Raw genomic sequence first — 13,804 nt, 5'->3', positions numbered from 1 at the left:
CTTTATCACCGATAGACCTCGCCACCGCATCCGCCATGACCCAAGCTTTACGCCGCAACTTCGTGATCCACACCCTGGCGCTGTCGGCCTGCGCCGTTGCTGTCCTCGCCCTGCCCCGGCCGGCCAGCGCGGCGGACAACCCGGATGCCGCGATGCACATCATCGTCGGCTACGCCCCCGGCGGCGCGGCCGACAGCCTCGCCCGGATCTATGCCGAGCAACTGCGCCAGGATGGGCATGGCACCGTCATCGTGGAGAACAAACCCGGCGCATCGGCTCGCCTGGCGCTCGACTACGTGAAGCGCGCCAAACCGGATGGCAAGACCATCTTCATCGGGCCGTCGCCGCTGTTCACCATCTTCCCGCTGACCTACAAAAAGCTGGGTTACGACGCGGACAAGGACCTGGTGCCCGCGGCTGTGCTGACCGACGTGCCGACCGTGATCGCGGCGGGCGTGCAGCAGCCGTACAAGAACATGAGGGAGTACGTGGAGTGGGCCAGGCGCAATCCCAATGGCGCCAGCCTGGGCCTGGCGACCATCGGCAGCGCCGGCCATCTCGGCACGGTAGCCCTGGGCAAGGCTGCCGGCATCGCCATCACGCCGGCCGCCTACCGCGGCGCGTCCCCGATGCTGGTCGACGTGATCAGCGGCACGGTGTCGATCGGCTGGGATGCCGTGGCCAGCATGATGCCGCTGTACAAGGGCGGCAAGCTGCAGTTCCTGGGCGTGAGCGGCACGCGGCGCGCCAAGGCGCTGCCGGATGTGCCGACCCTGAAGGAACAGGGCTTCAGCCAGTATGAGTACGCCACCAGCTGGTACGGCGCGTTCCTGCCGGCCGGCACCCAGCCGGATGTTGTCGCCAAGGTCGAGAAGATGTTCATCGTCGCCTCCGGCAATGCCGCGACCGCCGGCAAGCTGGAGGCCCTTGGGCTGGAAGTGGCCGCCAGGCCTGGCCAGGACGCGCGGCACCGCATCCAGCTGGAGCGCGCCGCCTGGAAGCCGATTGTGGAGGCTACCGGCTTCGTCGCCGAGGACTGACCAGGATCGGAGGAAGGGGCGGAGGAAGGGGCGGAGGAAGGGACGGATTGCGCCGAGCCTTCCTCCCGCGCTAATGCGCCGCGCCTTCGCTGAGCGCCTCGCGCACAGCCATCAGCGCAAATCCGAGCAGGTTGGGCCCGCGCCATTGATCGGGATTGGCCGCGCGCGGATCGTCAGCGGCCAGGCCGATGCCCCATATGCGGTCCACCGGGCTGGCCTCCACCAGCACGCGCCGCCCGGTGCCGAGCAGGTAGCCAGCGAGGTTTGTTCGTGGCAAAGGTGTGCGTCAAATGGCACAAGGCGCGGGTTCATGAGCAAGGCATACTGAGCGCCGGAGCGCCGGGGCACCCGATCCGCGCCAGCGCAAGCCTGTGGTATCATCTGCGCCGTCTTAGGGGAGTAGCTAGCCTCCAGTCCCCCTGGAGGAGCCGACGTCAACATACTTGGTACAAAAAACCATGGCGCCGGCGGCCTGATTGGCTCAGCGAGACCTTTGACTTTTCTGTCCACCAGCTGGGGCTGGCACTGGGCAGCGAAGTCATTGGTTCGTTTGTTGCCGGCCCCCTTTGGATGTCACATGGAAGCACTCATTGCTTCGTTCGGTATGGTCGCCCTGGCTGAAATGGGCGACAAGACTCAGCTCCTTTCCTTTCTCCTGGCCTCCCGGTTCCTTGGCAAGCAGTGGAGCATCATTGCGGGCATTTTCGTCGCAACGATCTTCAACCACCTCTTTGCCGCCGCCTTGGGCGACTGGGCCGCGTCGCACGTCAGCCCGGATGTGACACGCTGGGTGCTGGGCATCGCCTTCCTGGCCTTTGCCGCCTGGGCGCTGATTCCCGACAAGCTGGACGACGAAGGGAACAACGGCAAGCGCGCCGGCGCCTTCGCCACTACCGTAGTCGCCTTCTTCCTCGCCGAGATGGGCGACAAGACGCAGTTCGCCACCATTGCGCTAGGCGCGCAGTATGCCAACCTGGGCATGGTCGTGGTCGGCACCACGCTCGGCATGATGGCGGCCAACGTGCCCGCGGTCCTGCTGGGCGAACGCCTGACCCGCATCATCCCGCTGTCCAAGATGCGCTTCGTCGCCGCGGCGCTGTTTGCCATCTTCGGTATCCTGATCCTGTTCAAGGTGAGCTTTGGCCTGAACCTGGGGATCTGAGCCAGCGGCACGGCACGGTCAGCGCGCATGCCTTCGCCAGCTTGCGCTTGCGCGCTGGCATGCGCCTATGGCGCCACTGCGCCGAGGGCAGTATTCTCCCTGAAGCCGTCCCGCCCTCGAGTCCCAAGCCCAACTTGCCAGCCTAATGAAAACAAGAGCCGAAGTCGTCGTGCTGGCAGCCGATCTTGCCGGCACCACCGTGTTTGCCGTGGAGGGCGCCATCATCGGCATGCGGCATGGCCTGGACCTGCTCGGGGTGCTGGTGGTCGCGCTGGTCACCGCGGTGGGCGGCGGCATCATCCGCGACCTCCTGATCGGCGCGGCCCCGCCCAATGCGATCCGGGACTGGCGTTATCCCGCGCTTGCCTCTCTTGCTGGCACCGCGGCGTTCGTGTTTCACGCGGCGGCGCAGGGGTTTACCGGCCCATTGATCATCGCGCTGGATGCGGCAGGCCTGGCGCTGTTTGCCGTGGCGGGCGTGCAAAAGGCGACAAACTACGGCGTACGCCCGTTTGTGGCGACGCTGATGGGCACACTCACCGGCGTGGGCGGCGGCGTGGTGCGCGACATGCTGCTGGCGCAGGTGCCGACCGTGCTGAGCGCCGACATCTACGCCACGGCGGCATGGCTGGGATCCGCGGTATTGGTGAGTGCCCGGGCCCTGCGCCTGCCGCCGGCCGTCGCTGCGCTGGCCGGCGGCGCCAGCTGCTTTGCGCTGCGGCTGCTTGCCGTGCAACATGACTGGCACCTGCCGAAGGTGCCGGTCTGGTGATCGTGCCGGCTCAAGGGCTAGCTCAAGGGCTAGCTCAAGGGCTAGCTCAAGGGCTAGCTCAAGGGCTGACTTATGGGCCGGCTTATGGGCCGGCTTGAAGGCTGGCCGCAACCAGGAATGAAGCATCATGCCGTTGAAAGACACCCCGAAGGACTGGGTTTTGCGCGCGCCGCAAGCGGGCCGCATGGAACGCATCGAGGCGTTCTTTTCCGGGCATGGCTACGATCCGCATCGCCACGACACCTATGCCATCGGGCGGACGCTGTCGGGCGTGCAGCGCTTCAAATATCGTGGCGCGCAGTGCAACAGCGTGCCTGGCGGGACCATCGTGCTGCATCCCGATGAGGTCCATGACGGCGAGGCCGGCACCGACGCTGGCTTCCAGTACCGGATGTTGTATATCGAGCCGGCGTTGATCCAGCAGGTGCTGGGCGGCAAGCCGCTGCCCTTTATCAAGAACGGCCTGTCCTCGGATGCGCGGCTGTGCGAAGCGGCCGGCGTCTTGCTGCAAAGCATGGTGTGCCCGCTCGATCCGCTGGAGGAGGACGATGCGCTGTTCGATCTCGCGCATGCGCTGAGCGCCGCGGCCGGCGCTCGCGCCAGGCAGCAGGGCTATGACTACCGGGCCGCGGAGATGGCGCGGGGATTCATTCACGGCGCGCTGCACCGCACGGTCACCTTGAGTGAGCTGGAAGCGTGCAGCGGGCGCGATCGCTGGAGCCTGTCGCGGGACTTCCGCTTGCTGTTCGGCACCAGCCCTTACCGCTACCTGACGATGCGCCGGCTTGACCTGGTCCGCTCGCTGCTGATGCGGGGCCAGTCGCTGGCCGATGCCGCGCTGGCCGCGGGCTTCACCGATCAGAGCCACATGACGCGTCACTTCGGCAAGGCCTATGGCATGCCGCCGGCACGCTGGGTAAAGATGCAGCAAAGGCTGCGCTGAGGGCGCCGGCCGACAGCTTGCACGATCGTACAAGATTTCGCCCGCGGGCCTTGCTAACGTGAGCGTTCTCGACAACGCAAGGAGATACACACCATGCAACACGATCTGGCAAGCGCCCCGCACAAAGCGCCCGGAGAATACAAAAGCGTGAACTTCGCGCAGAAGCTCGGCTTGATCCATGAGCGCTGGACGCCGAAAGTCATCGCCGAGATGAACGACTACCAGTTCAAGCTGGTCAAGATCGAAGGCGAATTTCTCTGGCACCAGCATGCCGAGACTGATGAGGCGTTCATCGTGCTGGAAGGCGCGCTGCGCATCGATTTTCGCGACGGGCACGTGCGGCTATCGGCAGGCGAGATGTTCGTGGTGCCCAAGGGCGTGGAGCACAAGCCTTTTGCCGAGACGGAGGTAAAGCTGCTGTTGATCGAGCCCCGGGGCGTACTGAATACCGGCGACGAGGGGGGCGAGCGCACGGCGGTCAACGACGTCTGGATCTGACCGCCCCGCCCTGCCCGCCCTGTGCTCCCTGTGCTCCCTGTGCTCCCTGCGCTCCCGGCGCTCAGGCCTTGCGATAACGTGCGATGCCGTCCGGGCCCACCTCCATCACGGCTTCTTCCCGCTGCACGAGATAGTTCAGGTGGGCAATGCTCTCGCCAGTTGCCATGCCGAGCAGCCCGGGCTCGGCGCCGATGGGGCGGGAGAATAGCTCGCCGAAGACGTCCACCGCCCGCCGGGGCTCGGCCAGCGCGGCGCGCAGCCGGTCCAGCGCGTGGTGCTGGCTGCGCGCCAGATAGTCGATACGCGCGTGCAAGCCACGGAAGGGCTCGTTGTGTGCCGGCAGCACCAGTACGTCGTCCGGGACTTCCCGGCGCAGCTTGGCGAGCGAGGCCAGCCAGTCGCCCATCGGATCGGCATCGGGCTCGGTCGGGAAGACCGACACATTGGACGAGATGCGCGGCAGGATCTGGTCGCCGCTGATCAGTATCTTCAACGCCTCGTTATAGAGGCAGGCGTGTTCGGGCGAGTGGCCGTTGCCAACCACGACCCGCCACTGGTGCTCGCCGATCGTCAGGCTCTCGCCGTCGCGCAAGCGCCGGTAGCTGTCGGGCAAGGCATGGACGTACTTGCCGAAACCGCCAAAGCGTACGCGGTAGGCCTCGATGGCATTGTCGTCCCAGCCTGCGCGGCGATAAAAGCGCACGCCGTCTTCCGGCGCCTCGCGCCCGGTGTCCGCCGCGAGCACGCGGCAGTTCAGGTACTCCAGCCGGGTCATCCACAGGCGGCAGGCAAACTTGCGGGTCAGCCAGCCGGCCATGCCGATATGGTCGGGATGCATGTGGGTGACGAAGAGCCGGGTAAGCCCGTCCGCCAGCGCCCCGCCCTGCGCGAAGAGATCGCGCCAGGCGGCGGCGGTTTCGCTGGTTTGCAAACCGGCGTCAACCCCTGCCCAACCCTTGCCGTCACGCACCGCCCACAGGTTGATATGGCTCAGCGCGAATGGCATTGGCATGCGGATCCACAGCACACCCGGCGCGACCTCAACCGCGCTGCCTGGCGCCGGCGCTTCTCCGCAGGGGTAGTCGAGAACAGGCTTGCTCTCGGTCTCGGGCGGGGGGGTCAGACTCTCGTCGCTCATGTTGTTGTTTTCCTTGGGTCCGTGCGGACATGCCGGGCGCGACGCGGTGCGTGCAGGATACTGCACCGGCATGGGGCAAGGCTGCGCACCCTTGCGTGCGGCGCCGTGGGAGATTCTACCGAGGTCCGGCCGTTCGCGCAGCGCGAAGCGTGCCCTGAATTGCTGACACCCCTGGGGCAACAGGAACTTCCGCCGCGTGGCCGCAACCGGCACCAGCTTCTTGCTCCGCCGGCTGGCATTCACCCCTTCAGAAGGGTACTGAAATTGCTGTGCTGCAGCACACTTACCAACGGCAACTCGATCGACCCTGTTGTTGCCATTCCTTGAGGGTGTAGGCGATCTCCCCGGCCTACACCCCCCTTTTCCTGTTTTCTCTCTCCAATTGAAGGGCCAGGACGTGTCAATCCGGGGGGGTTTCACAAAACCAATCCCCTCATCAGAGGGGATGAAAATAATAGGTGCCCCGTAATACCTGGCATTCGACCGTTTTTATGTCAGACATTAAAATATTGAAATGCATATCACAAATAATCTCAGATATAGTGCAACGCAACAATTGAATATTTAGCATTTTATTCATTTCATATCGATTTACCGTGGGAAGTAACTCGGATATGAACAGCTAAGGCCCACAGGCATGAACGGGCGATTCTCAGTTGCCAGCACCGTATAAAAAACAACGAGCGAGGCCGCAACCGGCGCGGGATAGGGAACCACCGCACCGTGTAGCCGACCTGCCGGACACATCAAATAACCACGCGGCACACGCGGCGCTGCAAGCGCCGGGCGGCACGTTGTGGAATCAGTGAAACGGGGTCCCACCAGAAGGCAAGGGGCAAAAAGTGCAGCACACAGGGGTATTCACGCGTCAGGAACTGGACAATTACTTTGCCTCGTACGTAGGGATGGAAGGCGGAAACCCCAGGGCCAGTCTCTGGATCTGCGACAGAAGCCCGCATCCCTGGTACGAGCGCCTGGCCGGGCCGTTACGTCCGCGCACGGAGCCACCGGCATGGGATGCGGCGTTTCGCGCGAAGCATCGGGAAGACATGGGCAAATGGCTGAACCACCAGCGCATTGCCCGCATCATGGCCGCGGCGCGCGCGCAAGCGCTCGATATCCGGCTGGATGACAATGACTGGAAAGCGTACTACCGGGACGAGCTCTACGCACCCGACGGCGCGCAATTCAAGCTGAACCTGTTTCCCTTGCCTCTCATGCTCGATGGCCTGACACCCTGGTCCAAGGTGTTCCGCGGCCAGTCCGAACTCGTGCCCAAGGAGCGTTACCTCGACCTGTGCCGGCATGGCGGGCGCTTCCGCTTCCTGCGCTCGCTCTGCGCGCACTGGCGGCCCAAGGTGGTCGTCTGCATCGGCTATCGCCAGGCGGACGACTTCGCACGCGCATTCGAGCTCGAAGAGGTCACATGTGAAGAGCGGCAACTGCAGCCTGCAGACCAGGTAAGGCTGCTGCAGATCTACAAGCGAGATGGCACCACGTGGATCATTTGCCCCGCACTCGCGGGCAGCGCGGGGCTGACCTCCGACGTGCAGCTCAACGCGTTCGGCAAGCTGCTCGGCGCCAGCCTGGCGCCGAGCGACTTCGATCACCCTTGCGCGGCGGCACTCGGTCGGGGCGGGTTGCCGGAGAGCCTGAGTGCGCTGTTGGCCGAGAGTGCATCCCGCGGACTGCCTGGCGGCGGATATCCTGCCCAACGGCATCATCAACCTGACCCAAGGCCAGCGCGACAACACCTAGCCGATTGCGTGCCCCAGGCGACGTAGCCGCCAGGGGCACTGTTCAGCCGGCCGGGCGCAAGGAGCCGGCGTGAAGTACATGGTCGACAGGAAATAGCACGCCGAGGCTATCGCATGCCCGGCGGGATTTGCACCGGCCGGCCAACTCATGCGAACATCCTGCGTTTTTGGGAGCCCTGCCCATGAAACGCTCGACCTTGCTCGCCTCGCTGGCCCTGCTCACGCTGGCCGCGGGGCAGCCCGCCGTCGCGGACACGCTGAAGAAGCCTGGCCTCGACGCGCTAGCCGCCGCCGCGCAGGCCAGCCCGCCAGCCGATTTCAACGCCTTCCTGCGTGCCGCGGCCAAGGCCGATCCCTCGCTGGCAGGCAGTGTCGCCGCCTATCAAAAGCACGCCTCGCTGCGCGGCGACGACCTGACCAATATCGGGCGCCTGCTGGGCCTCTATAACCGCATTCACAACCACCAGGCGGTGATCGGCGCCATCGAGCGCATGGTGGCTTTGCGCACCGTGCGCGACGACAAGATCCCGCAGCACGAGAACCCCGCCATCATCGCCTTCGGCAACCTGGTGGAGGGCATGGCCAAGGACTTCGGCCTGACTTTCCGCAACGTGGACAATCGCGTGTTCGAAGTCACGCTGCCGGGCACCGGCAAGGAAGAATTCGGCTTGCTCACCCACGCCGACGTGGTCCCTGCCGTGGCGGATGAATGGGTGTTGGACGACGGCACCAGGCTCGATCCGTTCAAGGTCACGCGCGTGGGCGATTTTCTGTACGGCCGCGGCACCATCGACGACAAAGGCTCGATTGCCACCGTGCTGTACGCGATGAAAACCGTGAAGGAAAGCGGGCTGAAGCTCAACCGCACCATCCGGCTGATGATCGAGACCACCGAGGAAACGGGCGGCGACGGCATGAAGTACTACCGGCAGCACACCAAGCTGCCCGAGTACAACATCGTGCTCGACAGCAAATACCCCGCCGTGGTGGCCGAGAAAGGCTCCGGCAGCCTGAAGGTGTTCTTCCCCGTGCAGGCCACCGACGGCGACGCCACCGCCATCGTCGGCATGAGCGGCGCGGCCTCGGCCAACGCCGTGCCGCAGACCGCGAGCGCGCAACTCAAGGGCGGCGACCTGAACGCGGCCCGCGCCCGGCTTGAAGCCGCACGCGCCGCCTTTATCGAGAAGTACGCGCCGCAGGGCAAGTTCGCCATCGATATCACCCAGCGCGCCGACAGCCTGGAGGTCAAGGTCACCGGCAGTTCGGCCCACGGCTCCCGGCCCGAGGAAGGCGTGAATCCCCTGCCGCGCCTGACGCTATTCCTGCGCGAATCCGGCATCGCGCTGGCCGACAACCACTACGCCCGCGCAGCAAAGTACCTCGACGACCTGTATGGCACCGGCTACCTCGGCGAGAAGATGGGCGTGGCCTACAAGGACGACTTCATGGGCCCGCTCACCCTGTCGCCCAACCTCGTCCAGGAAAAAGATGGCCGGCTGGAAGTCACCACCAACGTGCGCATGCCGCGCGGCAACACGCCGCAAGCACTGTCCAAGGCCGTGGCCGACAAGATCGACGCCTGGGCTGCCGCCAACCACGCAACGGTGACCATCAGCCACGACCAGGGCGACTGGATGGCACGCGACCCCAAAGGCGCGTGGCTGTCCACGCTGCTCAACATCTTCGGCGACACCACGGGACTCGAAGCCAAGCCCGTGCCCACCGCCGGCAGCACCACCGCCAAGCTGATGCCGAATGCCATCAACTTCGGCCCCGCCATGCCGGGCAAGAAGTACACCGCGCACAACGCCAAGGAGTACAAGGAAGTCGCCGACCTGGACCTGGACATGCAGATGTTCACGGAAATGCTGATCCGCATCGGGGACCTGAAGACGATGCAGTGAGGCTGTGGCGGCCGCGTTGCGTTGCGTTGCGTTGCGTTGCGTTGCGTTGCGTTGCGTTGCGTTGCGTTAATTGCGGCCGCGAAACCTGTCCAATAGCCATTCCCGAGCGATCGCCGTAGTCGCCTCGGGATGCTCCATGGACGGGAAGTGCCCGCAACCGGGAAGCACTTCATACCGGGCATCAGGCAAGACACCGGCGATTCGCCGGCCGACTTCAGCCGGCACGATTGTATCCGCCGCCCCCCAGATCCATCGCGCCGGGACCTCCACCGACGCAAGCGTGCCCCAATGATCCCGTCGTGTCAGGGTGGCGTCCGACTGGCGGGCGAACAGCGCCGCCCCGCAAGTACGCCAGCCGGATCCGGATGCATGTCCGGGTTGCAGTTCCTCAGCCAAATCCCTGCCACGCGCTCCGGGACAGGAACGTCCGCGTGAGACAGAACGTCAGTTTTTGTGAGACGCAGCGTCAAGTGGCGAAGCGATAACTCTGCAAAAATTGGCGCCGGTTCGTGGTACGCGCCACCCCTCCAGCAAGAGCGCGGCCCCGGGCCGGAGTGGCACGCGGCCTTCGATGGCAAGCACGACTCGCTTGCCGGCACCTGGCCGCACGACCAGGCCGCCCCAAAGGTTCTCGATAGCAGCCCGGCAGCGCAGCTTGCCGACACCAGGCAGTTCCTGCGGGATGCGCCCGGTTCGTGCCATGGCGACGTACTGAAAACACAATATTGAAGGCGGGAAATCTCATGCTGAAAAGTAGGACGACATTCATATCGCTGACACTCCTGGCCGCCGCAGCGCTCTCGGCATGCGGGGGCGACAATCCAGAGAACACGGCCGCGAACGCTCAGACGCCCGCCGCGCCCACGCCCACGCCGGCGCCCCTCGCGTCCACCTGCGCCGAAACCGGCGTGGATGCGAAGTTCGCCTGCCAGACCGGGGCCACGGAGCCGCTCTACATCTACCAATGGGCGCTCAGGCAAGCCGCCAGCTACTTCAAGTCTTTCTCCGGGATCGCGGATGGCGTCACCGATCTCAATGTGGAAGACGTGCATGCCGCGGGCATCAAAGGCCAGGGCGTCAATGTCCTGGTGCTCGACGACGGCGTCGATATCCACAATGAGGACCTGGCCGCCAATGTGAACACGTCAATGACTTACAACTTTGACGACGGCACCAACAACCCCACGCCGGCCGATATTCCCAACAACATCGCGCAGGCCCATGGCACCCATGTCGCCGGCATCATCAGCGCGGCGCAGAACGGGAAAGGTGTGATTGGCATTGCGCCGCGCGCCACCCTGGGCGGCGCGCGTTTCATCGGCACCGCGAATGCTAGTATCTTGCAGGCCTACGGCGGCGCCGACTGGTCCAGGAATGCCCACATCATCAATGCATCGTACGGAGGCAATCCCGAGGTGCCGGACGAGTACGACACCGAATCCGGGAGCAGTTCCGTCATCAGGGCCTTTCCGAACCTGAGAAGCGGCAGGGGCCTGGTCATGGTGAAGGCCTCAGGCAATGAGTACAACGACACCGGCGGCGACAATCCCAGGTTCTGCCCCAGTATCGATGGGATAAGCGGCGTCATCAGTTGCGAGAATCCCGCGAACGACACAGAGGCGCTGGAGCCGGGCGTCATCCTGGTCGGCGCGGCCAACGCCAAGGGCATCAAGTCAAGCTACTCCAACGCCGGGGCGGTCAACTGGATCACCGGGCTTGGCGGTGAATTCGGAAACGGGGGGCAATACGGGGAGCTCGGCTCCGGCCCGATGATCTTCTCGACCGACCTGACCTCTTGCGCGAGAGGCTATAGCCGCAACTTCCTGGAACTCACCAACGCATTCAGCATTGGCGGAAGCGCAACCAACAAGAAAGATAACCCGCACTGCGACTATGCCAGCATGAATGGCACCTCGGCCGCCACCCCGACCATTTCAGGGGTGGTTTCACTGATGCTGGCGGCAAATCCAAACCTGACGTGGCGGGACGTGCGCGAGATTCTTCGCGTCACCGCCAGGAGAATCGATCCGGACTATGGCTCGCGCAACAACCGGAATCTCCGGCTTGACCTGAAGCAGGGGACATTCACCGCCAGCGAAGATGCCAGCCTCGTCGATGGCAGCCAAACGGCACGGCTGGACCTGGGCTGGCAAAAGAATGCCGCGGGCAACTATTACTCGAACTGGTACGGATTCGGCCTGGCGGACGCCGCGGCCGCAGTCAGGCTGGCGAAGGCATATAGTGCCTACAAGCCGGCAACCCTGGCCATTGGCGACTTCACCAAGGCGTTCGCCGATAGCGCTCAGCTCAAGTACGGCTCGGTCCAGAAACTGGGGCAGTTCACGGTCGGCGGCAATGACAAGGTGGATGCCCTGCAACTGAGACTGAGCGGCTCCATCTGCGTCGGCAGCGTTGGCGTCTTTGTCAAATCGCCCTCCGGGACCATTTCCGCTCTCGCTGTTCCATACAACAGCTACTACAGCACGGGCGTTCCGGAAGTGAAAAGCTACGGGCTAGGCAGCTATGCATTCCACGGCGAGAACGCCGCCGGGAATTGGGAGGTGTATGCGGTCAGCGCGATGCCGGCCACCGCTGCGCCGGGCACGTGCAGCAGTTTCCAGCCGCAAGCCGATGGCGTCAGCGTCAAGCTCAGCAAGCCCTTGGCTGTTGAATACCGTGTGATTGCCGCGAAATAACGGGGCGAGGAGAATGATGATGAAAATGAATTTGTCCTTCAGGGTCTTGCTGTGCGGCGTCGCGGCGCTGGCCACCACGCTGTGCTACGCAGGCGCATCGACTTATGAGGCTGGGCAACAGCTGTCGCCCGCGCAATGGAAGAGCCTTGCGGGCACCACGGTCGTTCGCCTTGGCAGCCAGTCGCTCCAGACGCTGCCGGCCTCTGCCTCGGCCACGGCGAAGAACGCGGGAGCCGCGGGCAGTGCCGTGACGCTGGTCGTCAACGATCGCGGTGTTGTGGGCGAAAGCCGCAACGAGGTGGTTGTTTCGCAAGTATCGACCCAGGAAGTCCAGCAGATGGTCGGCAAGCTAAGCCACGCCGCGATCGGGGTCCAGTACTTCGACCACATGCGCATCAGCCAGTTGACGTTCGCTTCGTTCCAGGATGCGGTCAGCGCCAGGGAGCAGCTCAAGACGCTGCTTGCGCCGGGGGCAGCGGTCGATGTCCCGATCCGGTATGGCAAGCCCAAGGTGCGCTGAGCCGGCCTTCGCGGCCGGAGCCATCCCTTCTTGCCGCGTTTGAAGACCCCGGCTGGCCTGGGCCCTGCCGTTGTCACGGTGCTTGCCTGGCGTGCTACATGCAGTGCGGCGGGCAGGTAATCGACATCGAGGGCTGAAGCCTTGCAGTCAGGCGCCGGCACCGATGGCCGTGAATTCGCTACGGAGGCTCTCCAGCCATTCGTTGATGGTGGCGGCTTCGCTGCTGTTGGCCGACGCCGCTGGCCAGTTGTTGCGGGGACGCTCCGCGAGCGCGCGCACCGCCCGCGGACTCAGGCTGAAACGGCGGCGAAAGGCGCGGCTGAACGTGCTCTCGTTGGAATAGCCGTAACGATATGCCAGCTCGGCGATACTGAGCCCGCTGCCCTTGGATCGGGCGAGTTCATCGAAGCAGCGATCCAGCCGCCTGCCCTGGATGTAGGCGTTCACGCCGCCGTCGCTCTCGAACAGCCGGTAGAGGCTGGCTCGCGACAGGCGGAAGACGCTGGCAACCTGCTCCGGCGAGAGCGCTTCCGTGGCCAGATGTTGTTCGATATGGCGCCGTACCAGCTTGCGCATGCTGCGGCGCGCCGCCGTTTGCACGTCGGGCTCGCTATCGCGCAGCCTGGCGCCGCTGCCCTCCAGCATGATCAGCGCCGCAGTGACCGATGCGGCCATCTCCTGCGCTGTCAGGCTGGCGCCGGCCAGCATGAGTTGCGACAGGTGAGACGCCAGCAAGCGTGTGGAACCCTGGCCGGCATCCAGCACGGTGCCGTGCAGGTTGCAGCTCCTCAGCGCGGCGGGAAGGCGGTCGCGCGGCACGGTGAGGGTGATGTTCGAAAACGCCGGCGTACGGCTATCCAACGTCCGCCCCAGGTCGAGCAGGCTGATCGATCCCTCGCTCGCATGGAACGGCCGGTTGCCATACTCGCCCCGAACGCCGCCCGTGACGTAAAGCTGGATCAGGATGTGGTCGATATTGCTGCGCCGGATCTCGACGCTGCCCCGCTTGAAGCGATGCGCCACCGAGCCCCCGACACGGGCGATCAGGCTGTCGCCCAGATGGACACCCGTCAACTCGGCCGAGAAAGCGTCAGGTGCGGCGCCAATCTCGACGTCAAAGAGCGGCGATAGCGCTGCGCGCCAGAGTTCGCCGGCGTCGGGAAGTGCCTGCCCATCAAGCCGGACATGCACTTGCGGCGGCGCCGCTGCCGCGCCGTCTGCCTGCGCCCCGGTTTCGGGTTCTGCCGCCATCTGTGCTGATGCTGGGCCTGCCACGCGATTTCCTTCTTTTTTGATTCATCCGACTTTCGTGTGGGTCGATGCATCGCTGGGCCAGATCCAGCGCTGCCGTAGCTCCCCTCTCCCGCATGGCGG

12 protein-coding genes, 1 pseudogene and 1 riboswitch are annotated in these 13,804 nt (G+C 64.8%); of the genes and pseudogenes, 9 read left to right on the top strand and 4 right to left on the bottom strand.

Annotated features, from left to right (window positions below; translation table 11 throughout):
• The first annotated feature begins 35 nt into the window (after nucleotides 1-35).
• Nucleotides 36-1,040 carry a Bug family tripartite tricarboxylate transporter substrate binding protein gene (locus tag AC1RWI_RS21890; protein ID WP_492868720.1) on the top strand — a complete coding sequence of 335 codons (1,005 nt, stop codon included), beginning with the start codon at nucleotides 36-38 and terminating at the stop codon, nucleotides 1,038-1,040.
• 70 nt (nucleotides 1,041-1,110) lie between these two features.
• Here AC1RWI_RS21890 and AC1RWI_RS21885 read toward each other — a convergent pair.
• Nucleotides 1,111-1,302: pseudogene (locus tag AC1RWI_RS21885) on the bottom strand (NADAR domain-containing protein); the annotation flags it as partial.
• 118 nt (nucleotides 1,303-1,420) lie between these two features.
• Nucleotides 1,421-1,608, top strand: a riboswitch (yybP-ykoY riboswitch).
• Between the two features lie 9 nt (nucleotides 1,609-1,617).
• Here AC1RWI_RS21885 and AC1RWI_RS21880 point away from each other — a divergent pair.
• The 4 genes from AC1RWI_RS21880 (at nucleotide 1,618) to AC1RWI_RS21865 (ending at nucleotide 4,415) form a co-directional block, all read left to right on the top strand.
• Nucleotides 1,618-2,202 (top strand): TMEM165/GDT1 family protein, encoded by a 585-nt coding sequence (locus AC1RWI_RS21880; RefSeq protein WP_043356266.1) that lies wholly within the window; start codon nucleotides 1,618-1,620, stop codon nucleotides 2,200-2,202.
• A gap of 145 nt (nucleotides 2,203-2,347) precedes the next feature.
• Entirely contained in the window at nucleotides 2,348-2,974 is a 627-nt protein-coding gene (locus tag AC1RWI_RS21875; RefSeq protein WP_043356268.1) for a trimeric intracellular cation channel family protein, read from the top strand.
• Nucleotides 2,975-3,101: 127 nt separating this feature from the next.
• Complete coding sequence (locus AC1RWI_RS21870) at nucleotides 3,102-3,917, top strand: AraC family transcriptional regulator (RefSeq protein WP_492868713.1); 816 nt, start codon at nucleotides 3,102-3,104, stop codon at nucleotides 3,915-3,917.
• A gap of 93 nt (nucleotides 3,918-4,010) precedes the next feature.
• Nucleotides 4,011-4,415 carry a cupin domain-containing protein gene (locus AC1RWI_RS21865; protein ID WP_492868711.1) on the top strand — a complete coding sequence of 135 codons (405 nt, stop codon included), beginning with the start codon at nucleotides 4,011-4,013 and terminating at the stop codon, nucleotides 4,413-4,415.
• A gap of 61 nt (nucleotides 4,416-4,476) precedes the next feature.
• Here AC1RWI_RS21865 and AC1RWI_RS21860 read toward each other — a convergent pair whose 3' ends face one another.
• Nucleotides 4,477-5,553, bottom strand: coding sequence for an MBL fold metallo-hydrolase (locus AC1RWI_RS21860; protein ID WP_492868710.1), 1,077 nt, complete (start codon nucleotides 5,551-5,553; stop codon nucleotides 4,477-4,479).
• Between the two features lie 1,049 nt (nucleotides 5,554-6,602).
• Between AC1RWI_RS21860 and AC1RWI_RS21855 the strand changes: the two genes are divergently transcribed.
• On the top strand, nucleotides 6,603-7,337 hold the full coding sequence (locus AC1RWI_RS21855) for an XpsR family transcriptional regulator (protein ID WP_492868708.1): 735 nt from the start codon (nucleotides 6,603-6,605) through the stop codon (nucleotides 7,335-7,337).
• 155 nt (nucleotides 7,338-7,492) lie between these two features.
• A complete protein-coding gene (locus tag AC1RWI_RS21850; protein ID WP_492868706.1) occupies nucleotides 7,493-9,214 on the top strand; it encodes a dipeptidase in 1,722 nt (573 codons plus the stop codon).
• Nucleotides 9,215-9,280: 66 nt separating this feature from the next.
• On the opposite strand, the gene AC1RWI_RS21845 is transcribed toward AC1RWI_RS21850, so the two are convergent.
• Entirely contained in the window at nucleotides 9,281-9,610 is a 330-nt protein-coding gene (locus tag AC1RWI_RS21845) for an alpha/beta fold hydrolase (protein WP_492868704.1), read from the bottom strand.
• 641 nt (nucleotides 9,611-10,251) lie between these two features.
• Here AC1RWI_RS21845 and AC1RWI_RS21840 point away from each other — a divergent pair.
• On the top strand, nucleotides 10,252-11,910 hold the full coding sequence (locus AC1RWI_RS21840; protein WP_492868702.1) for a S8 family serine peptidase: 1,659 nt from the start codon (nucleotides 10,252-10,254) through the stop codon (nucleotides 11,908-11,910).
• Nucleotides 11,911-11,929: 19 nt separating this feature from the next.
• Complete coding sequence (locus tag AC1RWI_RS21835; RefSeq protein ID WP_492868700.1) at nucleotides 11,930-12,430, top strand: hypothetical protein; 501 nt, start codon at nucleotides 11,930-11,932, stop codon at nucleotides 12,428-12,430.
• Between the two features lie 147 nt (nucleotides 12,431-12,577).
• Here AC1RWI_RS21835 and AC1RWI_RS21830 read toward each other — a convergent pair whose 3' ends face one another.
• On the bottom strand, nucleotides 12,578-13,681 hold the full coding sequence (locus AC1RWI_RS21830) for a helix-turn-helix domain-containing protein (protein WP_043356283.1): 1,104 nt from the start codon (nucleotides 13,679-13,681) through the stop codon (nucleotides 12,578-12,580).
• Nucleotides 13,682-13,804 lie beyond the last annotated feature (123 nt).

The organism is Cupriavidus sp. MPR-AND1C, assembly GCF_058809705.1.
This window is presented reverse-complemented; position numbering and strand designations above follow the sequence as displayed.

Bases quoted from the DNA above. Each gene is read 5' to 3' on its own strand.
- AC1RWI_RS21890 (WP_492868720.1), top strand. From the start codon at position 36: ATGACCCAAGCTTTACGCCGCAACTTCGTGATCCACACCCTGGCGCTG.
- AC1RWI_RS21860 (WP_492868710.1), bottom strand. From the start codon at position 5,553: ATGAGCGACGAGAGTCTGACCCCCCCGCCCGAGACCGAGAGCAAGCCT.
- AC1RWI_RS21830 (WP_043356283.1), bottom strand. From the start codon at position 13,681: ATGGCGGCAGAACCCGAAACCGGGGCGCAGGCAGACGGCGCGGCAGCG.
- AC1RWI_RS21855 (WP_492868708.1), top strand. From the start codon at position 6,603: ATGGGCAAATGGCTGAACCACCAGCGCATTGCCCGCATCATGGCCGCG.
- AC1RWI_RS21865 (WP_492868711.1), top strand. From the start codon at position 4,011: ATGCAACACGATCTGGCAAGCGCCCCGCACAAAGCGCCCGGAGAATAC.
- AC1RWI_RS21870 (WP_492868713.1), top strand. From the start codon at position 3,102: ATGCCGTTGAAAGACACCCCGAAGGACTGGGTTTTGCGCGCGCCGCAA.
- AC1RWI_RS21880 (WP_043356266.1), top strand. From the start codon at position 1,618: ATGGAAGCACTCATTGCTTCGTTCGGTATGGTCGCCCTGGCTGAAATG.
- AC1RWI_RS21850 (WP_492868706.1), top strand. From the start codon at position 7,493: ATGAAACGCTCGACCTTGCTCGCCTCGCTGGCCCTGCTCACGCTGGCC.
- AC1RWI_RS21835 (WP_492868700.1), top strand. From the start codon at position 11,930: ATGAAAATGAATTTGTCCTTCAGGGTCTTGCTGTGCGGCGTCGCGGCG.
- AC1RWI_RS21875 (WP_043356268.1), top strand. From the start codon at position 2,348: ATGAAAACAAGAGCCGAAGTCGTCGTGCTGGCAGCCGATCTTGCCGGC.